This is a genomic window from Nitrobacter sp. TKz-YC01, assembly GCF_047824785.1.
Taxonomy (GTDB): Bacteria; Pseudomonadota; Alphaproteobacteria; order Rhizobiales; family Xanthobacteraceae; genus Nitrobacter.
Genome location: NZ_CP181167.1, coordinates 779,786 through 800,000, shown reverse-complemented (window position 1 = coordinate 800,000; position 20,215 = coordinate 779,786). Strand labels below are relative to the sequence as shown.

The following is a 20,215-nucleotide window of genomic DNA, read 5'->3' as shown; positions in this document are numbered from 1 at the left end:
AATGGTGGGCCTGGGAAGACTTGAACTTCCGACCTCACGCTTATCAAGCGCGCGCTCTAACCAACTGAGCTACAAGCCCCTAACGACGAGGGACAGCGCGCTCCACCGGATTAACCGGATCATGAGCACAAGCGCCGCCCCTGGCGCGTGTTCGTCCGCGAAGAAAGAGAAACGAAGACGGCGAAATCCCGCCAATGCAGCTCAACGATCCTGACGATCATTGGCCACTGATGTTTCCAAGAGACCCGATAGAAGAGCGTGAGCGCTTCTGAAGAGTCATCCTTAGAAAGGAGGTGATCCAGCCGCAGGTTCCCCTACGGCTACCTTGTTACGACTTCACCCCAGTCGCTGACCCTACCGTGGTCGGCTGCCTCCCTTGCGGGTTAGCGCACCGCCTTCAGGTAAAACCAACTCCCATGGTGTGACGGGCGGTGTGTACAAGGCCCGGGAACGTATTCACCGTGGCATGCTGATCCACGATTACTAGCGATTCCAACTTCATGGGCTCGGGTTGCAGAGCCCAATCCGAACTGAGACGGTTTTTTGAGATTTGCTAGGGGTCACCCCTTTGCTTCCCATTGTCACCGCCATTGTAGCACGTGTGTAGCCCAGCCCGTAAGGGCCATGAGGACTTGACGTCATCCCCACCTTCCTCGCGGCTTATCACCGGCAGTCTCCTTAGAGTGCTCAACTAAATGGTAGCAACTAAGGACGGGGGTTGCGCTCGTTGCGGGACTTAACCCAACATCTCACGACACGAGCTGACGACAGCCATGCAGCACCTGTGCTCCATGCTCCGAAGAGAAGGTCACATCTCTGCGACCGGTCATGGACATGTCAAGGGCTGGTAAGGTTCTGCGCGTTGCGTCGAATTAAACCACATGCTCCACCGCTTGTGCGGGCCCCCGTCAATTCCTTTGAGTTTTAATCTTGCGACCGTACTCCCCAGGCGGAATGCTTAAAGCGTTAGCTGCGCCACTAGTGAGTAAACCCACTAACGGCTGGCATTCATCGTTTACGGCGTGGACTACCAGGGTATCTAATCCTGTTTGCTCCCCACGCTTTCGTGCCTCAGCGTCAGTATCGGGCCAGTGAGCCGCCTTCGCCACTGGTGTTCTTGCGAATATCTACGAATTTCACCTCTACACTCGCAGTTCCACTCACCTCTCCCGAACTCAAGATCCTCAGTATCAAAGGCAGTTCTGGAGTTGAGCTCCAGGATTTCACCCCTGACTTAAAGACCCGCCTACGCACCCTTTACGCCCAGTAATTCCGAGCAACGCTAGCCCCCTTCGTATTACCGCGGCTGCTGGCACGAAGTTAGCCGGGGCTTATTCTTGCGGTACCGTCATTATCTTCCCGCACAAAAGAGCTTTACAACCCTAGGGCCTTCATCACTCACGCGGCATGGCTGGATCAGGCTTGCGCCCATTGTCCAATATTCCCCACTGCTGCCTCCCGTAGGAGTTTGGGCCGTGTCTCAGTCCCAATGTGGCTGATCATCCTCTCAGACCAGCTACTGATCGTCGCCTTGGTGAGCCGTTACCTCACCAACAAGCTAATCAGACGCGGGCCGATCTTTCGGCGATAAATCTTTCCCCGTAAGGGCTTATCCGGTATTAGCCCAAGTTTCCCTGGGTTGTTCCGAACCAAAAGGTACGTTCCCACGCGTTACTCACCCGTCTGCCACTGACGTATTGCTACGCCCGTTCGACTTGCATGTGTTAAGCCTGCCGCCAGCGTTCGCTCTGAGCCAGGATCAAACTCTCAAGTTGGACTTGAAACCTTGAACCGGCTGATCACAACGTTTGACGAGGTCCCACCATTGTCAGCCGAAGCCGACTTGCTGCCTGCGATTCACATCGCGGGCAACGATGGTGTAACCTTTAAACGTGTACCGCCGAAGTCTTTCGTCCGACCTCAATCCACCAAAAGCCGAAGCCTTGGCAGGTTGAGATCCGCAAGGACTCCGCCGTCCACGTTTCTCTTTCTTCATCTTTACTTGTCAAACAGCCCGGGATCCGAAGACCCCCTCACTTCCACTTCTGGAAGCCGGTGATGCGCTTTCACAGACGACAAATAACAACCGATGGCTATCGGCTGCTGATTCGCTCAACCTAGTGAGGAGCTTCACCGAAGCGACGGTGTGCCCTGGTAAAGTCCAGCGCGGCGCCGCGTTCAGTGGGCGGTTTATAGTCCCGCTCCCCGGCGCTTGTCAACGCCTATCGTCAACAAATTGTAGCATTTCGCAAAACCATTTCGCGGCGCGAAAAAGCCCCGCGAAATGCCGCACTTGAGCCACATTCCTGCGACGTTCTCAGGGGATAGGTAAGTCTTGAATAGCCGATTGCCAGGGGCATCAGGCGCTCGGTCAAGTCCAGGAAGTAGGAAGCTGCAGCAGGCGGCGGGTCGGTCCACGATCGCATCGCCGTGTCCAACCGACCGCAATGCATCGGGGTTCAGGCGCCATTTGGTGGTCGCGACCGGAGGCCAGCCGGCCAGGGTCATGAGGATCAGGCACCTTGAGCATCAGACACGCGGATCTTTCGTCTCCTACTTGGGGCGCCGGACGCCGCCGCGCGTAGGAACGTGACGGTTGCAGGATTTGGGGGACGACGGATTTGAGTACGGCACGCGCTGGACATAAAGGACGCGAAACGGGCCTCATCGACCTCGGTCATGAACCACCGCTTTCGGCGGACGGGTCCGAAGCCGCCGTCATCGATCGCCGCCGCGTCTCCGTGCAATGGTTCAGCGGCACCATCCTGACGGGCCTGTGCGGCGCGGCTCTCATCGGCGGCGCCGTTTTTGCGTCGCTCGACGGTGAGACCACCTTTGCGCAGATGGCCGAGCGTGTCGAAGGCGGGCTTCGCGGTTCCTTCGGAAGCGGTGATCATCAGGCCAGCCTCCACAAGGGCGATCGCCTGCCACCGCCGAGCGAGGCGACCGCTGCAAGGCAGGTCATCCGCGTTTCGACCGTGACCCGCGCCGGCAATCGCGACGTGATGCGGGTCCGGCCCTTCGTTCGGGTGTCGGGCAACCTGTCGATGGCGACCGGTGATCTCAGCGCACGAGTGCCGCCATTCAACGCGCAGCGCCTGCTGGCGGATGTCGGCAGCCCCACCCGCGCCAATTCGGAAGACGCAAGCGCCGCGGCGGCGGCCGAGCCAGACGCCGAAGTTTCCTTCGTGACCCGTGATCTCGCCTCGATCCTGCCGAAGGCGAAGATCGCGGCAATCCTCCCGATCGATGAAGTTTTGATGCGGGTACGCGACGCCTCGAACTGGCGCGGCAACAGCGGCGTCCGGTATACGATGGCCGAAGCGGCGGACGCGCCTGGCGCGACGTCGAGCATCAAGATGGCCTACGCCGCCGAAGGCGGCGTGGACCCTTATGCCGGATTCGAGGCCCGCATCGTCCCGGAAAACGTAACGCTGCTCCCGAAAACCAGCGAACAACTCACCGGCGGCAATCCAATAGGGGAGCGGGTGCATCTGGTCAGGAGAGGCGACACGATCGTCTCGGTGTTGCGGGACCAGGGCGCGACGCCGGAAGAAGCACGCGCGATCGCGGCCACGCTCGGACCTCGCGGCCGCGACGGCGGACTTCGGGAAGGCCAGAAGCTGCGCATCATGATGGCGCCCGCAACCTCCGACCAGCGACTCCTGCCCTACCGCGTGATCGTGGCGAATGATTCCCTCATCGAGGCTGTCGCCGCGCTGTCGGATCTCGGCAATTACGTCGCTGTCGACGTCGCCAGCATGAATTCGGTCGCCGATGTCGCCGACAGCAGCGACAGCGACGATGGCAGCGGGGCCCGGCTTTATCAAAGCATCTACGAGACCGCGTTGCGGGACAAGGTCCCGCCTGCGGTCATCGAGGACATGATCCGCATTTACTCCTACGACATCGATTTCCAGCGCAAGGTCCAGCCGGGCGATTCATTCGACGTCTTCTATGCCGGAGACGATGAAGGAACGCCGACGACCGAAAAGAACGAGGTTCTGTATGCCTCGCTCACCGTGGGCGGCGAAACCAAGAAATACTTTCGCTTCCAGACCCCCGACGACGCGATGGTCGATTATTATGACGAATCCGGCAAGAGCGCGAAGAAGTTCCTGGTCCGCAAACCGGTCGCCAGCGCCATGATGCGATCAGGCTTCGGCGTTCGGCGCCATCCGATCCTCGGTTACGTGAAAATGCATACCGGCGTCGATTGGGCGGCGTCTTATGGCACGCCGATTTTCGCCACAGGCAACGGTGTCGTCGAAAAAGCGGCATGGGAGGGCGGCTACGGCAAGTACGTCCGTATCAAGCACAACAACGGCTATGAAACCGCCTATGGCCACATGTCGGCCTTCGCCAAGGGGATGGAGCCGGGCAAGCGCGTCCGGCAAGGGCAGGTGATCGGCTTTGTCGGTTCGACCGGCCGCTCGACCGGAGCGCATGTGCACTATGAAATTCTCGTCAACGGCCGTTTCGTCGATCCCATGCGGGTCAGGCTTCCGCGGGGACGATCACTGGACGGCACCATCCTGGCAAGCTTCGAGAAGGAACGCGAACGGCTCGACGCGATGATGAACAGCCGCAGCACGGTCGCCAGGGTCTCGGATGCCGCGGGCTCACCCGCGCTGCCGCTGCCTCGGCAGATCTCCAACCGCTAGCCGGAACACGCCTGACGGTGTGTCGGAAAACTTAAGCGGAAATCCGCAACTCGATCCGACAGGGATCATCCGGATCCGGGCATGACCGACCACCGCAAGCTGCTGCGGGCCATCTTCGACGCGGCCGTCGCCGCCGCGCATCCCGACAATATCCTTGCGGCGCATCTGCCACCCCTGCCCGAGGGGCGCGTCATCTGCCTCGCCGCCGGCAAAGCCGCCGCCGCCATGGCCGCGGCAGTGGAGCGACACTATCTCGACGCTGCCGGTCTCGATCCCGCCCGGCTGGCCGGCCTCGCCGCCACCCGTTACGGCCACCGCGTGCCGACGCGCCGGATCAAGGTGGTCGAGGCCGGCCATCCGGTGCCGGATGAAGCGGGCTTGCACGCCGCGGCCGCCAGCCTGACCCTCGCGAGAACCGCGACAGCCGACGATCTGCTGCTGGTGTTGCTTTCAGGCGGCGGCTCGGCGAACTGGATTGCGCCGGTTGACGGCGTATCGATCACGCAGAAGCAGCAGATCAACCAGGCCCTGCTCCGCTCCGGCGCCCCGATCGCCGACATCAACACGGTGCGCAAGCACCTGTCGCGGATCAAGGGCGGGCGGCTCGCGCAGGCGGCCAGCCGCGCCGAGATCGTCACCCTGGCAATATCGGACGTGCCGCGCGATGAGCCGACCGTCATCGCCTCCGGCCCCACCGTGCCCGACCCGACCACGCTGGCCGACGCCCGCGCATTGCTCGCACGATACAGGATCGTATGCGACGATGCGGTTAGCCGCGCGCTCGACGATCCCGCCAATGAGAGCTGTAAGCCCGGCGACGCCGTTTTCACTCGCGCCCGCTTCGGGATTATCGCGCGGCCAAGGACCTCGCTCGACGCCGCCGCCAGACTCGCCCGCGATGCCGGCTTTGAGGTGCTCGACCTCGGCGCGAATCTCGAAGGAGAGGCACGCGACGTTGCAGCCGAGCACGCGAAACTCGCGCTGAAGGCGCGCGCCGACGGCCGCAAGCTCGCCATCCTGTCAGGCGGCGAACTCACTGTTACGGTTCGCGGCAACGGGCGCGGCGGGCCCAATCAGGAATATGCGCTGTCGCTTGCGTCACAGCTCAGGAACGCGGAAGGCGTCAGCGTGCTGGCGGCCGATACCGATGGCGCCGACGGCGGAGCGGGCGCTGCTTCCGATCCCGCCGGCGCGGTGATTGATGCCAGCACATTCAGGGCGATGCGCGCGCTCCAGCTCGATCCCCTCGCCTATCTCGCCAACAACGACGCCACGGCTTTCTTCACCGCCACCGGGGATCTGCTTCTGACCGGCCCGACGCTCACCAACGTCAACGACATCCGGGTCATCCTGGTGGATGCCGTCTGATTGGCGCGCTGTTGCTATCCGGCTGAGTGCGCAGCCAAGGCGGGATATGGATATTGCGTTTCTTCACGCGGCTTCATGCTCCTGACAGATCGCGCCACTATCGGAATCGGAAAGCGCTTCATCGAGTACGTTGCAATGATGCGGCGAGGCGCTGCCCGGCTTGGCATTGTGGCGGAAATGCCTGCATGTGCGGCACACTCCGAAGGCGCGTCCGCCATTTCGCGCGATCGTTGACGACAGGATGTCCTGCAAGGTCGCCAGCAACTCCCCGGCTTCGCCGCTTGTTGCGACCGCGATGTCGTCCGCCAGCCGCCGCAGCGGATCGTCTCTCAATACAGCCTCGCCGCGCGGCGTCAGCGCCAGTTCGACCGAGCGGCCGTCGCGGCGGCTGGACTGCCGCGACGCCAACCCCTTCTGCTCCAGGGCAATCAGGGTTTGGGAAATGGTTCCGCGAGTCGAGCCCGCATAGCCGGCCAGCGCCGCCGGGGTGCGCGAAAAGCGGTTGGCGCGCGACAGGTAGCGCAACGCCTCCCACTGCGCAGGATTAAGCCCTTCGACGTTGACGCCGCTGCGCGCCAGCCGGTCCAGGCGGCTGATCAGATACGCCGCCTCCAGAGCCGTTCGAGAAAACATAGTAGCGACTCGCTATTTTAATTGACGAAGCTCCGATCATCCTTCATTCATATAGTATCGACTCGATATTAACAACAAGGAGCATCCGGATGCCCAATTTCTCCACCAACATGGCCATCATCCTGCTGCAAGGCGCGCTTGCGACCTCCGCTCTCGCCCATGATATCCGCGCCAAGCAAGATGCGGCCGTGCCGCCGGCGTTCGACGTCACCAGCGCCTCCGCCTCGACGGACGGACGGCTTGCCACTTTCGCCATGGAAGTCAGCGGCGACGCCGGCTCGCTGAAGCCGAAAAAGGTCGGCAAGCTCGCTGGCGCCAAGGTGGACGCCTACGTCTGGCCGACCAAGCTCGATCCCGCGACGGTCGGCTTCGCGAAAGGCTCCGGCATTCTCGCGCTCGCCATCACCGCGCACCCGGATTTCGACGACACACCGCTGTTTGACGAAAATGGCGACGGCGACCCGACCAACGACGGCGCCGACTGGCATTCGCACTGGGTGGTGCTGGCCAGCGACAAGGCCTGCGCCGGCGGCCTCAAGGTGCTCGACATCTCGCCGGGACAGGACCTGTTGCCAGCAACCGCGCCCGGCCTGCCGCTCGCGCTGGACAGCCCCGGCATGAGCCCCATCCTCAAGGGCAAGACGGTGCGCATCACCGTGCCGGTGAAAGGCGCGGAGAATGTGAATTTCGATGCCGTCGCCGCGCATCTGCAAGTCAATGAAACCGGCAAGGCGCCGCTTCTGTGCGTTACCGGCACCTACAAGGTAGCTTCCGGCAATCTGACGCTGCCGGGCGTCATCACCAAAGAGAAGAAGAAGTAGGCCGCCGGGCGGCCCGCGCTAAGCCGAAACCAGCGCAGGCTCCTCGTCGTCGACCTGATCGTCGAGCGGCACATACGTGCTGAGCGGCCTGGTCGATAACGTGATCGGCTTGCGCTGGCCGTGCGGCGACCGAATGTGAGGTTGCCGGGCGTTGCGCGACAGCGCGAACAGCGTGGAACCAACGCGGCCTCCGAGCACGATCAGATCGCGCTCCGTGCAGCTTGAAGCGACTGCCAGAGCCAGTGCGTGCAGATGGCTCCGGCGGTAGCAGAACAGTGCCAGCATCGCTCGTACATCCGGAGCGACGCTGGCAATCAGCTGAGGCAATCCATGCTCGCTGGCTCGATACATGGCGCCCAACAGATCATCCTTGATTGGGCATATGTCGTTCTCGAAAGCGTCGGAGCTAGACATGCGCAATTCTCCTCAGGTCATGAGGATGCAACGCAATTCCCTAACGAGCAGTTAACCACGCCCACGAAGTCGAACCGGGCGGGCTTGCATTCCGGTTCCGAATCAAGCCTCGGGGCCATGCCTTGATTCGCCGACGCCGCCCGCTGAATCACGTAACGCGAGTCACGCGTTGAACGCCATGACGATCGCAAGGCCAAATCCGGTGAGATGGTGCAATGTCTGATCGACGCCTATCAGCGTCCAGAACCACGGGTGCTGATGGTCCTGCGTCACGTCGAAGGCGGAGACGCAGATGCCCTTGGCGCGATCCACGACGAGATGAATCGCGAAATCGATAAAGGCGATGAACCAGAAGCGCGGCGCGATAAGAAGAATGAGCGCCAGCGCCAGCGCCAGATGCACGAGACAGTGCGAGAGCAGCGGCAAGGCCCAGCCGGTCCTTTGATCCTTGCCGACTGCCATCCAGGAGTTCTGCAACACAAAATCGGCCAGCACGTGCTTGACGGTCAGCACGACCATCCAGCCAGCCAGCGGACCCACTGCGATCGACGACGATAACGAAGGAAGTAGCACGCGGACGCCCTTGCTCTGGAGCAATGATTCCGAAAAGTGGAAACCGGATTCTCGGAAAAAATGATGCTCAAACAATCTATAATGAGAGCCTTTCGCTTCCGACAGAATCAGAAGCGAGGCTTTATAATATTGATCTGACTCGTTTCTACACGCGAACCGGACTCCATCCTCAAGCCGAGCCCGAGGACATGCTTCGCTCGAAAACGCTATAGGCAAACTGCACGAGCGCTGCTGCCCACGACATCGATTCACTCACCTCTTTTATGACACCTCCAAAAGCGGATAAACTTGTTCGTCCTGAACGCAACGATGGCGCCGGGCCCTCAGCTCAACCCCCGGGCCCGGACATGTCGGTCCAGACACATGCCAGCCCAGACATGCCAGAAAGCGTGACACTCAACCGGCCCTCCGGTCGTCAGCCCCGGCGCGCTCCCTTAATCCCGCGATGACGCGCTTCAACGATTCCTGCCGCGGATCATGCTCAACGGCCGCCCGCGCCTCGACGATTGCGGCGCTGAGATCAGGGCAGCGTATCGCGCCGTCGAAGGTCGGTTTGACAAGACGGTCGATGATCAGATTCCAGTCCCGCAAATTTTGAGCATAGGCAGCACCGTATCCCTGCACCATCCCGGCCGTCGCAACCACCGCCGCGACCGCGGCAGGCTGCTTTGCCAGGCTGCGATCGATCATGTGCAGCCAGCGCTCGACCCAGACCCGCTCATTGGCATATCGGAAAGACGACAGCCGCCATCGCCTGAGCGAAGCCAAGGCTCTGAGACGGCGGAGCCCGAAGCCGCTAGCGGTGCTGAACCGCATGCTGACCGGCAGGTGCCGCCAACCCAGATAATCCAGCACGCGGATGACCGGGTCGGCTCCCCTTTTCGGCAGCAACGAAATCAACTCATCGAGATGCAGTTTGCGCGCGTCAACAGAAGGAGCATGCGGACCCGTCCGGATTTCAGCAAGCTTGAGCTGCGCCATGCGGATGGGATCGTCATAAGCCATACGCGAGGCCATCAGCCGCGCGATATCGGCAAGTACTTTATCATCCACATTGCGCTGGCCGATGAAACGCCGAAGCCGGCCGACATAGAGCTGCGCGTAACCAGATCCCTGATAATCGATCAGGCGCTTCACGCCGTCAGCCGCCGCAAGCCTAGCGTTTTCAGGCATGTCCACCGGCAACGTCGGAATCGGATTGTCGTTCTCGCCCGAAACATTCGCGAACATCGAGCGGATGGCGGGAAGAACGTCCGCGGCTTTGCTTCTGCCGAGGTTCATGCGAGCCTGGGACTCATGACCGCGGGCGCAGCAGTTTCAGCCAGCCGCTCTTCGAGCTTGCCGATGTTCTGAAACAGCCGCGCGCTGGCCAGCCGCAGGAAATAGAAGCCGAATTCCGGATTCTGGACGTAAAGCTCCTCGACCTGCCGGTAGCTCACGCTGAGCACCATGCCGCTTTCGATGCACTCCAGCGATTGGGTACGCTCGTTGCTTGGCGACAGCATGCCGAGCTCACCGACGAGGGCCCCGATCGGCAGTTCGATGCCGGACTCGACCAGACGATACCGCCCGCTGACGATGTAGAACATCGTCTCCGCCTTCTCATTCTTGTAGAAAAGCATCTCGCCGGCCTCGCACTTGCGCTTGGTCATGAAGGGCTTCAGCCAGTCCATCGAGAGATCGCCGTTGACGGACTTCTTCACCTCGCGCACGAGCAGGAGCATCTGGTGCAGGCGATATCCGTTGAGGAAAAACAATCCCGCGTGAAGCCCGAACTGCAGGAAATTGTGAAGCGGAAGCGCCGTGATCATCAGCATGAGATTGGCCAGCATGCCGAAGACACGGAGCGGGATCATGGTCCGCATGGTGCAAGTGGCGACCACGAAGAACGAAGCGGCCAGGCCACCGGCGGTCCCGAGATGCTCGGCTAAATGTGATATGTCCATGGCGATCCAGCCAATTTCCTGACGTGATGAGAGGCGTAGCGATCTATAGGGAAGACAGCGGAAGTTATACCGGATTCTATCCAATATCCCGGCAAAAAGCGCCGGCCGCCGAGGCCGGACAGCCAACCGCCCATCCCCGGGCGTGGAGCAGAACAGACCACATCAATTTGTGTCGAAAGCATCGTATCTTAGAGTCTTTCCGCTTCGTTCGAAAACGCCATGGGACGAACGAGTCGATCCGTGGGGCAGAAAACTCGCACGCAACCGGGCCGTGCGTTTAAGCTCAACCGCCTGCAGACATCTGCTTCGGCCGAATGAGCGGCGCTGGCGTGAGATGCAGTGGAGGCGGATGGCCATTGGGATTCGACGGGAAGGCGGAGATCGCATTCCCCCGGCACCGGGCTGCACTGCATCATGCAATGCCGGATCGATCCGCCGCCGAGCGACAACACCACCCGATAGAAAGCGGAGCGTTTATCCGAACCCGGTTCTTGCGACGATCCGCCAGCACATCGTCCCGCGCGGGATGGGAACGCAACGGAAGGCAGCCGGTTCTAGTCAATGTTGCGCTGCGAACGCGCAACGGCTCGATGATTCGACAAGGAGCTTTCACATGCGAAAGTACATTCTGGCCCTGGCTGCCGCGATTTCCCTCGGCGCGGCCGCGCCGGCGATCGCCTATGACTCCGGGAGCCTTCTCTCGATGCACGACGCGCTTGACGTTGCGTTCAACGCCGGACTGACCTCTGTTTCAGACGCGGAGTTTGCCGGCTATGAGTGGCAGATCGACGGGCGCGACGCCGCCGGCCGTTATATGGAGGTCGACGTCGATGCCACGACGGGCGCGGTACTGAATATCAACCGATAAACATTGATTATGGGACATCCGGAGTTGCGTGCGCCCCGCGCGGGGCGCTCGCGGCGCGGGAAAGCGTCGTTACGGACGGCGCTGAACGTCCGCCGACGTCACGCGGGACGCCAGCAGGATCGGTCCGTACCGCAACACGAACAGGCCGAAGCTGCCGACCCACAGGACCGCCGATATCTCGATCAAACTCGCTGACGATCCGCCACCCCAGGCCGCGACCCGCGCGATGGCGGCGAGGATCACCAGCAGATAGATCAGGGCAGTGATCCGATCCGCCGTGAGGGCGCGTCCGGTGTGGCCGAGCGAAACGCGGGTCATGACGCCGAGCGTCATCGTGCCGATGGCGCCCGCGGTCAGTGCGTGGATCGCCGCGGCCCGAGGCACATGACCGGCCAGCATCGAAGCGCCCAGCAATGCCGCACCGATGATGACCCACAGGTATCCGGCGTGAAGAACGGCCAACAGCGGTTCAGCGCCGACCGCCGTGCCTCGCCAGCGCCCGAGCCGCCAACCATTGAGCGCGGCGGCGACAAGCAACAACCAGCCGAAAGGCCCGCTTTCGGGAAACAACGCCCATCCGACCATCCCGGCAAGGAGAGACACCAGCGCGAGACTATCGACGTGCCCGTGCGCGGGCGGAAGGCCGGACGCATTCTGCTTGATGAGCCAGTTGCGCGTGAAACTCGGGATGATCCGGCCGCCGACGACCGAGATCAGAACGATGATCGCGGCCAGTCCGAGACGCCATCCCAGACCCATGGGTACGGACGAGCCAGATAGCTCCAGATACATCAGAAGGTCGGCGACGCCGAGCACGGCGACAGGGATCGGCATGATCAGGTTGCGCCAGTTGCGGCCCGCAATGATCTCGCGAGCGACAACTCCGCAAAGCACGAACGGGAAGGCAAGGTCGATCACCGCCGCCAGCCCGAGCGGAAACCAAGCTGAGACGAGACAGGTCACGCGACCCGCAAGCCACAACATCACCAGCGCGGCGAGCGGCCGGCCGCTGATCGGCGGGCGACCGGTCCAGTTCGGAATCGCGGTGAGCAGAAAACCGGCAATCGCCGCCAGGACGAACCCGAACAGCATTTCATGGATATGCCATGTGAGCGGATCGAAGCGGCTGGGCAGGGTGAGACCCATTGTGAGCACGCCGATCCATCCGGCGAGCGCCACCGCCGACCAGACGCCGGCCATCAGGAAGAACGGTCTGAAGCCGATCGTCCAGATCTCCAGCGGCTCCGCTCTCGCATTCTCCACGTCCGACATGGCCATGCGCCATCCCTCACCGTTCCGCGCGACCCTATCAGCAAATACGGAGTGATTGCGCGCTCAGTGATGTGTATCCCTGATGCCTGCGCCTGAGGTTGCGCGGGCGCAACTTATCTTGCGCCGCCGCTTCGCCAGTTCGACAGGATCGCGAACAGTTCATCCCGCGAAAACGGTTTCGAAAGTCTGGGCCGGCCCGAATATTCCGCCGGGAAGACCTTGTCGCCGCTGTAGCCGGTCACGAAAACAAACGGAATTTTCAACGTGTCCAGCAGCCTGGCGATTGCAAAACTTTTCTCCTCCGAAAGAGCGACGTCAAGAAGCGCGAAATCTGGAGCGCGCTCTGCGATCATGGCCAGCGCCTGCGCCACATTCGAGGCGGTCCTGGCCGAGGCGACGCCAAACTCCGCCACCGTCTGCTCGATATCGATCGCGATAATGACGTCATCCTCAACGATCAGCACGTCACGAGGGACACCGGCTGGCGCCGAAGCCGGACCATCGGGGACAGAGGGATGCATGACTTCCATGGGCATCGTTCGCGGGCGGCAGCCTGGACACGATCCGGTTTCAAGCATGGAACCAACCACGGCGACGACGCTCTGTCTGTTCACTTCTGCACATAAAATATCAGGCGTATGCGCTATGGAACTCTGATAAGGGGACGCAGCAATGGCCATCCAGCAGGGCACGAACCGTCAGAGCCGACCGTACAACAACCTTCTGCGTCGGCTTAGCGACGCGGATTTCGCGCTGATCAGGTCCAGCCTTGAAGTCGCCCGCAATGAAGGCGACGACCTGCTTTACAATCCGGGGGACGATGTCGAAACCGTCCACTTTCCCTGCGGACCCAGCCTGGTGTCCTATCTCGTCCCCAACGAGGACGGCCGCGATGTTGAAACCATTCTGGTTGGACGGGAGGGGGCGGTCGGCGGCATCGTCAGCCATGGTCATCTGCCCGCCTATACGCGCATTACGGTCAAGGTCGGAGGGCCGTTCGTGCGGTTGCGGGTCGCGAAACTGGAATCCGCGAAAACAAAATCGCCTACGCTGCAGGATCTTTTCGCGCGTTATGCCGACTGCATGCTGGCGCAGGTGTTTCAATCCACAGCCTGCAACGCCATCCATTCGATCGAACAACGCACGGCCAAGTGGATCCTCTCGGCGATGGAGCGCACCGGCAGCGAACTCGTGCCACTGACCCACGAGCAGTTGTCGACCATGCTGGGTGTCGGACGCAGCTACGCCAGCCGCGTGATCCAGACCTTCAAGGCCGAAGGCGTTCTGGCGACCCGGCGAGGCGCCATCGTGGTATGCGACCGGGAAGCTTTGGGCCGCCGCGCCTGCCTCTGCAACGAGGCGGTGAGAGGCCATTTCGACGAGGTTCTGCGCGGCGTTTACCCGGCCGAAGCCACGCAGCTTGCAAAGTAGTTCCCGCCATTGCTGAAAATGAGTTCGCCAAACGGCAATCGACGCATTGTTTTTTGACGATTTCCGGCTATATAGCGTCGCAGCGAAAACGCCGGAGCCGCATTGTGGCTATTCGCACCTGAATTCGGCATTTCAGACAAGATAGTGACACTTCAGACAAGAAGTGACATCTCGGATCAAGAAGTGGCAATGACCTGGCCGGAAGCGACGAATCCCTGACCGCTTTTGCCGCGTGCATCGATCACGCCGCGCCCTTCTCGTAACCTTGAAAATTCCCGTTAATTCAAGACCGCCGCCCGAAGCCCGGGCCATGCGCGTTTTTTCGATGAAGAAGAATCAACCCATGAACCTCCGTAACGTCGCGATCATCGCCCACGTCGACCATGGCAAGACCACCCTGGTGGATCGCCTGCTGCAGCAGTCCGGCACCTACCGTGACAATCAGCGCGTGGTCGAGCGCGCCATGGATTCCAACGACCTGGAACGCGAGCGCGGCATCACCATTCTCGCCAAGGCCGCCTCGGTGCAATGGAACGACATCCGCATCAACATCGTCGATACCCCCGGCCACGCGGATTTCGGCGGTGAAGTCGAGCGCATCCTCAACATGGTGGATGGCGCCCTGGTGCTGGTGGATGCCGCCGAAGGCCCCCTGCCGCAGACCAAGTTCGTGGTCTCAAAGGCGCTGAAGGTCGGACTGAAGCCGATCGTCGTCATCAACAAGGTGGATCGTCCGGACGCCCGTCCGACCGAGGTCATCAACGAGGTGTTCGACCTGTTCGCGGCGCTCGACGCCAGCGACGAACAGCTCGACTTTCCCATCCTCTACGGTTCGGCCAAGCAGGGCTGGATGGCGGATAGCCCGGAAGGCTCCCAGGATGCCGGAATGCATCCGCTGTTCGACCTGATCGTCCGGCATGTTCCGCCGCCCCAGGTGGAAGACGGACCGTTCCGCATGATCGGGACGATCATCGAGGCCAATCCTTATCTGGGCCGCGTCATCACCGGCCGCATCTCCTCGGGCATGATCAAGCCGAACCAGAGCGTCAAGGTTCTGGCGCGGGACGGAAAACTGATCGAGCAGGGCCGAATCTCCAAGATTCTCGCCTTCCGCGGCCTTGAGCGCGCGCCGCTGGAGGAGGCGACGGCCGGCGACATCGTCGCCATCGCAGGGCTGACCAAGGGGACGGTGGCCGACACCTTCTGCGATCCCGCTGTGGAAGAGCCGCTTCCGGCGCAGCCGATCGATCCGCCGACGGTCTCCATGACCTTCATGGTCAATAATTCGCCGCTGGCCGGCACCGAGGGCAGCAAGGTGACGAGCCGCATGATCCGGGACCGGTTGCTGCGCGAGGCAGAAGGCAATGTCGCGCTCCGCGTGACGGAGGCTACGGACAAGGATTCGATGGAGGTATCGGGCCGCGGCGAATTGCAGCTCGCGATCCTGATCGAGACCATGCGGCGCGAGGGATTCGAACTGTCGGTATCGCGGCCGCGCGTGGTGCTGAAAAAGGACGAGACGAGCGGCGAATGGCAGGAGCCGATCGAGGAGGTCATGATCGACGTCGACGAGGAGCACTCCGGCGTCGTCGTGCAGAAGATGAGCGAACGCAAGGCCGAGATGATGGAAATGAAGCCGTCGGGCGGCAACCGGCTGCGGCTGGTTTTCCACGCGCCGACGCGCGGCCTGATCGGCTATCAGGGCGAGCTTCTGACCGACACCCGCGGAACCGCGATCATGAACCGACTGTTCCACGGCTACGCGCCCTACAAGGGCGACATTCAAGGCCGGCGCAACGGGGTGCTGATCTCCAATGAACAGGGCGAAGCCGTGGCCTACGCGATGTTCAAGCTGGAAGATCGCGGCCCGATGATGATCGAGCCAGGCTGGAGGGTCTATCGCGGCATGATCGTCGGCGAACACACGCGCGACAACGACCTCGAAATCAACGTGCTGAAGGGCAAGCAGCTCACCAACATCCGCACCACGTCGAAGGACGAGGCGGTGCGGCTGACGCCGCCGATCAAGATGACGCTGGAAAAGGCGCTGGCCTATATCGAGGACGACGAACTGGTCGAAGTGACGCCGAAATCGATACGCCTGCGCAAGAAGCATCTCGATCCCAACGAGCGCAAACGCGCCGAGAAGACCAGGGAGATGGTGGCGTAAACATCAGGCGCCGATGTTCGCTGCCTGCAAAGAGTCCGCGGCGATGGTCGCGGAGATGACATATCGATCGCATCCTTTCTCGCGATCTGCCTGCCGGTGAACTGAAATGAGCGAAGCATCCGCCAAGCCGCTGGATCACGTAAGAGCCTCGATCGTTGAGGCCCGCGCCTTGATCTTCGATGTCGACGGAACGCTCGCCGAAACGGAGGAGGCTCATCGCGAGGCCTTCAATACCGCATTCGCCGAAGCTGGCCTTGATTGGCGCTGGGACCGCGCGCTCTACAAGGAATTGCTGCGAGTAACCGGCGGAAAGGAGCGCATCCGCGCATACGACGTTTCGCGAAATAGTGCGTCACCGCAGTTGTCGGATCCCGAGATCGCCGAACTGCATCAAGCCAAGACCAAGTTATACGCCGACCTGATTACCAATGGCGGCTGTTCGCTTCGGCCGGGCGTTCAGGCCGTGTTGGCCGCGGCGCGAAAGCGCGGGCAGCCTCTGGCGATCGCGACCACCACCTCGCGCGGCAACATCGATGCGCTGCTTACGGTTGCGTTGGGCAAGGACTGGACACAGTGGTTCGCGGCAATCGTCGCCGGGGACGAGGTGCGGAACAAGAAGCCTGCGCCGGACGTCTACCTCAAGGTTCTCTCCGAACTGAACCTGCCAGGATCGCAATGCCTCGCCATCGAGGATTCCGGCAACGGTCTCGCTTCGGCATCGGCGGCCGGCATTCCTGTCCTGATTTCACGCAGCGCTTACTTCAGCGACGATGACTTCTCCGGCGCGGCATTCACGATCGATGATTTCACGCTCATTTCAGACGAGCCTGCGAATAACTCGCGCGCGTGACCGGTAGAACATCTCCCATCGATCCGGTCTTGAGTAAAGAACGCCGCATCGCCAAAACGGCACCTCTCAAACGACGCTTCTTTCAATCATTTCATAATTTCAGCACGTCCGGCCGGAGCCGCCCTCGCCTGACGCCTCCATCTCTGGCGACGACATGACTTTGCGGGAGCGGCGCGTCGCTTGAGGCCATTCCGACGCCGAGCGTCCGCTCCAGACCTTTCGCCGTGTTGCCGCCGATGGCGAGGATGGCTTGAAGTCGAGAAGCTGACGCATTCGCGGCAGGCATACCTGCTTGGCGTCGAAATGCTCGATGACGAACTGCCGCGCAGCCTCCCTGATGGCGTAAAACCGGTCCGGCTCCTGAAGCGCTTCAACGACCCGCTCGGCCAGTTCATCGACAGCGAAAAACGGAACCAGAAGACCGTTGTCTCCGGAGCTGATGACTTCACGCACCGGCGGCGTGTCCGACCCTATCACCAGACAGCCGGCGCTCATCGCCTCCAGCGCGGACCAGGACAGCACGAAGGGATACGTCAGATAGACATGCGCTGATGACACCTGAAGTGCGGCAAGAAAGGTGTGGTAGGGAACGCCGCCCAAAAAGTGAACGCGTGACATGTCCAGCCGGTCGCGCACCTCCTGCAGGAAGATTGACTTCCAGGTGCTGCCCGACGGCGGCGGAATGCCATAAGACAATCCATCCCTGCCGATAATGACAATCTGCGCGTTGGGCCTCCGCCTCAATATTTCCGGGAGCGCGCGCATGAAGATGTGGTAGCCCCTGAGCGGTTCCAGATTGCGTACGACAAATGTCACAACTTCATCCGAACGGCTGACCTCGCGGCCATTCGGAAGCGTCAGGCGCGCCTGCGCGTCGGGCCGCACGCGCGATGTGTCAACTCCTTCATGAATGACCTCGATCTTGCTTTGATAGTGCCTTGGAAAAGTCGACCGCTGCCAGTTTGTCGGCGAAATTCCGACATCACAGTCAGCCAGAGCAAGCAACGTCGTCGCGTTCTTGAGCTGCAACCCGATATGGCCATCGAGGCCCGAGATCGGAAATTCCGGATCGAAGCCGATGTCGCGGCCTTCGGCACCGTAGAAGAACTCGCAATAGACCAGTTGTCGCGCCTTGGGAAACATGGTGCGCAGCGGCAGTGTTTCACCCCATCCAGGATGGGCGAGGATGACATCCGGCGCAAATCCTGATGTCGCCAGTGTTGAAAGACTATAGAGCACCTGCTCGGCGCGACGACATTCACTGTCGAAGCGTCGGGCGAACGGATGCGTCCCGGAAACGTCCGCGTCAGGCAGGGCATATTTAATCAACTTGACCGAACGCATTGGATGCGCGTGCGAGGCGCCGATCGCGGCGAGTTCAAAGCCTGGCTCATTCGCCAATGCGGCGGCGAGATGACGATACTGCGCCGGGAAATTATTATGAACGAATAAAATCTTCATCGGCGTGACGACCTCTGATTGATCGCGCTGAAAGCACGCGTGTCTTTATTTAGTAAAAGCTTTCCTCGCCGATACATTCAAAGACAATCTCGTCTAAATGTCCGCGCGTTGACAGGTTCCAAATGACTCGACGCCTATTCATTCAGCTTTCGCTTCCGTCTGACATCTTCCTGCCCTAAAAGTCGTCGAATAGTCGAGACCAGGTGGACATGAATTCCGAAGTCGCTGACTTACTCATAAGTATGGCTAGGGATGGTATGGCTAGGAATGGCTAGCGCGGGGCGTTCGCGATGAGGCTCAAATTTACACAGCATCCTTCCGATTATCTTCCGCAGATCCAGCACGCGGATTTGAGCGACATCGAGGATGCTCCGGATTCCGTCGACAGCATTGCGGATTCCATCACGCTGCTGAAAGATGAGAACGATCGATTGCGCAAGATGGCTGCCTCGCTGAGCGTTGAGGCCGAAGACATCCGACGATCTCTTTCGCCTGCGAAATCGACGATCTTGCTGGTCTGATCTCTTGCCGGAGCCATGTGTTGCTGAAGCCATGTTTTCCGACGCGATGTGTTACCGAAGCCATGTGTTTCGCCACGGCTGCCATGAGAGTTGGCCACATCGGTGCCCATGAGAGTATTTTGATGTCACCCGCCCGCTCGTGTTTCTTAAGTCGAGGCGGCGATAGCAGGACCGGCAACTTGAGTATGGATTGTGTCGGGTTTTTGACTCTCCGTCCGCTGGCTTACAGATAGCTGATTGTTCAAGGCAGGCGACGGCGCGTGATGAATTGGCACGACTGAGGGAGGCGGCTGGTGGATCTGTTTCAGGGGAGGATGAACGAGGCTGAGCAGCAGAAAGTGCTGAGTCTCGACCGCGGACTTTTCTTCATCAATTACAAGAGCGCCGAGGACTCAGTCTCGCCGCCGCGCGTGATCGTCGCGCCGGCGAACGGGCATGAGCGCCACATGGAGATCATCCTGCATCCGGATGCGGCCGAGCCGACATTGTACAAGCCCAACTCTGGACTGGTGGTGCGGGTCAACACGCCCGCGACTTTGCAGGTTCAGGTCCAGCCAACGAGACCTGGAGGATCGCGCTCAGCCATCGTTCGCGTCGAACAGATTCAGGCTAGCCGAATTCCCGCCGCGATGGATTCAGCCAACGGCATGGAGCCACATGCCGCAACCGAAGGCCTGAAGGTGCTCGGTCACGTTGCAGGCCGCGGCGACATTATCGTCGGTCCCAATGCGTGGATCGCCGGCCCGGACGCACCGTCTCGCGTGGAAGGCGTGGCGCTGGAATGGCCGGACAAGCCCTTGAGCGTCGATATCCGTTACGCGGTCCAGCTCGCCAACGGCCAGACCGGCAGCGGCCGTATGGTGCCGCTTGGCGCCTATGCCGGCACCCGCGGCCGAGCCCTGCCCCTTACCGGCGTGGTTCTCGAAATGAGCGGCACGGATGAGCTGCGATTCGTGGCCGAGGCAGGTTTTTTGAACGCACCAACCCTACGCGCAGTCGGCAGGCGCGTGGTTTTATCGGGCCCGACCAACCGCGAGCCGCTGGTCGGCATTCGCATCGGCATCGAGCGTAACGCGACTGCGGAGGTAGCTGCAACGCCTGCACCACCACCGTCGCGCAAGTCTTCCGGTGGCTCACCACGGGTGCGGGTCTTCCGTAGCCAGCAGCGTCAGATCGGCGCGGCGAGATAAAAGTCCGTGGCCGTTTTTCGGATTACCGCCTGA

General features: G+C 61.3%; 17 protein-coding genes, 1 tRNA gene and 1 rRNA gene. 9 read left to right on the top strand and 10 right to left on the bottom strand.

Annotation, left to right across the window (positions count from 1 at the left end; genetic code table 11):
• Positions 1-2: 2 nt before the first annotated feature.
• Positions 3-79 (bottom strand) — tRNA-Ile (locus ACMYR2_RS03745).
• A 207-nt stretch (positions 80-286) separates the two neighbouring features.
• Positions 287-1,775 (bottom strand): 16S ribosomal RNA (locus ACMYR2_RS03740).
• Positions 1,776-2,621: 846 nt separating this feature from the next.
• Between ACMYR2_RS03740 and ACMYR2_RS03735 the strand changes: the two genes are divergently transcribed.
• The gene (locus tag ACMYR2_RS03735; RefSeq protein WP_347264438.1) at positions 2,622-4,664 is read left to right on the top strand and encodes a M23 family metallopeptidase; all 2,043 of its coding nucleotides are present in this window, start codon (positions 2,622-2,624) and stop codon (positions 4,662-4,664) included.
• Positions 4,665-4,745: 81 nt separating this feature from the next.
• Positions 4,746-6,032, top strand: a complete 1,287-nt coding sequence (locus ACMYR2_RS03730; protein ID WP_347264437.1) for a glycerate kinase type-2 family protein — start codon at positions 4,746-4,748, stop codon at positions 6,030-6,032.
• Positions 6,033-6,095: 63 nt separating this feature from the next.
• Here the strand turns inward: ACMYR2_RS03730 and ACMYR2_RS03725 are convergent, their stop codons facing one another.
• On the bottom strand, positions 6,096-6,665 hold the full coding sequence (locus ACMYR2_RS03725) for a MarR family winged helix-turn-helix transcriptional regulator (protein WP_347264436.1): 570 nt from the start codon (positions 6,663-6,665) through the stop codon (positions 6,096-6,098).
• A gap of 89 nt (positions 6,666-6,754) precedes the next feature.
• On the opposite strand from ACMYR2_RS03725, the gene ACMYR2_RS03720 reads away from it, so the two are divergent.
• Complete coding sequence (locus ACMYR2_RS03720) at positions 6,755-7,486, top strand: hypothetical protein (protein WP_347264435.1); 732 nt, start codon at positions 6,755-6,757, stop codon at positions 7,484-7,486.
• An 18-nt stretch (positions 7,487-7,504) separates the two neighbouring features.
• Here the strand turns inward: ACMYR2_RS03720 and ACMYR2_RS03715 are convergent, their stop codons facing one another.
• From ACMYR2_RS03715 to ACMYR2_RS03700, 4 genes are all read right to left on the bottom strand, one after another.
• Positions 7,505-7,900 (bottom strand): hypothetical protein, encoded by a 396-nt coding sequence (locus tag ACMYR2_RS03715; RefSeq protein WP_347264434.1) that lies wholly within the window; start codon positions 7,898-7,900, stop codon positions 7,505-7,507.
• A gap of 162 nt (positions 7,901-8,062) precedes the next feature.
• A complete protein-coding gene (locus ACMYR2_RS03710) occupies positions 8,063-8,473 on the bottom strand; it encodes a DUF3307 domain-containing protein (RefSeq protein ID WP_347264433.1) in 411 nt (136 codons plus the stop codon).
• A 396-nt stretch (positions 8,474-8,869) separates the two neighbouring features.
• Positions 8,870-9,754 carry a DUF6537 domain-containing protein gene (locus ACMYR2_RS03705; protein WP_347264432.1) on the bottom strand — a complete coding sequence of 295 codons (885 nt, stop codon included), beginning with the start codon at positions 9,752-9,754 and terminating at the stop codon, positions 8,870-8,872.
• Positions 9,751-10,419 (bottom strand): cyclic nucleotide-binding domain-containing protein, encoded by a 669-nt coding sequence (locus tag ACMYR2_RS03700; protein WP_347264431.1) that lies wholly within the window; start codon positions 10,417-10,419, stop codon positions 9,751-9,753. Before ACMYR2_RS03700 ends, ACMYR2_RS03705 begins: the two co-directional genes overlap by 4 nt.
• Positions 10,420-11,032: 613 nt before the next feature.
• Here ACMYR2_RS03700 and ACMYR2_RS03695 point away from each other — a divergent pair.
• A complete protein-coding gene (locus ACMYR2_RS03695; protein WP_347264430.1) occupies positions 11,033-11,287 on the top strand; it encodes a PepSY domain-containing protein in 255 nt (84 codons plus the stop codon).
• A gap of 69 nt (positions 11,288-11,356) precedes the next feature.
• On the opposite strand, the gene ACMYR2_RS03690 is transcribed toward ACMYR2_RS03695, so the two are convergent.
• Both ACMYR2_RS03690 and ACMYR2_RS03685 read right to left on the bottom strand, forming a co-directional pair.
• Positions 11,357-12,565, bottom strand: coding sequence for an NnrS family protein (locus tag ACMYR2_RS03690; protein ID WP_347264429.1), 1,209 nt, complete (start codon positions 12,563-12,565; stop codon positions 11,357-11,359).
• Between the two features lie 107 nt (positions 12,566-12,672).
• Positions 12,673-13,095, bottom strand: a complete 423-nt coding sequence (locus ACMYR2_RS03685) for a response regulator (RefSeq protein WP_416193701.1) — start codon at positions 13,093-13,095, stop codon at positions 12,673-12,675.
• Positions 13,096-13,231: 136 nt separating this feature from the next.
• Between ACMYR2_RS03685 and ACMYR2_RS03680 the strand changes: the two genes are divergently transcribed.
• The 3 genes from ACMYR2_RS03680 (at position 13,232) to ACMYR2_RS03670 (ending at position 17,010) form a co-directional block, all read left to right on the top strand.
• A complete protein-coding gene (locus ACMYR2_RS03680) occupies positions 13,232-13,990 on the top strand; it encodes a Crp/Fnr family transcriptional regulator (RefSeq protein ID WP_347264428.1) in 759 nt (252 codons plus the stop codon).
• Between the two features lie 343 nt (positions 13,991-14,333).
• Positions 14,334-16,160 (top strand): translational GTPase TypA, encoded by a 1,827-nt coding sequence (gene typA, locus ACMYR2_RS03675; protein ID WP_347264427.1) that lies wholly within the window; start codon positions 14,334-14,336, stop codon positions 16,158-16,160.
• Between the two features lie 106 nt (positions 16,161-16,266).
• Positions 16,267-17,010, top strand: coding sequence for an HAD family hydrolase (locus ACMYR2_RS03670; RefSeq protein ID WP_416193700.1), 744 nt, complete (start codon positions 16,267-16,269; stop codon positions 17,008-17,010).
• 99 nt (positions 17,011-17,109) lie between these two features.
• On the opposite strand, the gene ACMYR2_RS03665 is transcribed toward ACMYR2_RS03670, so the two are convergent.
• Positions 17,110-18,471, bottom strand: a complete 1,362-nt coding sequence (locus ACMYR2_RS03665; protein ID WP_416193699.1) for a glycosyltransferase family 4 protein — start codon at positions 18,469-18,471, stop codon at positions 17,110-17,112.
• Between the two features lie 290 nt (positions 18,472-18,761).
• Between ACMYR2_RS03665 and ACMYR2_RS03660 the strand changes: the two genes are divergently transcribed.
• Both ACMYR2_RS03660 and ACMYR2_RS03655 read left to right on the top strand, forming a co-directional pair.
• Positions 18,762-18,992: a hypothetical protein gene (locus tag ACMYR2_RS03660; RefSeq protein WP_347262672.1), complete on the top strand. Its 231-nt coding sequence runs from the start codon at positions 18,762-18,764 to the stop codon at positions 18,990-18,992.
• Positions 18,993-19,306: 314 nt separating this feature from the next.
• Positions 19,307-20,182, top strand: a complete 876-nt coding sequence (locus ACMYR2_RS03655) for a hypothetical protein (RefSeq protein ID WP_347262677.1) — start codon at positions 19,307-19,309, stop codon at positions 20,180-20,182.
• Positions 20,183-20,215: the final 33 nt, after the last annotated feature.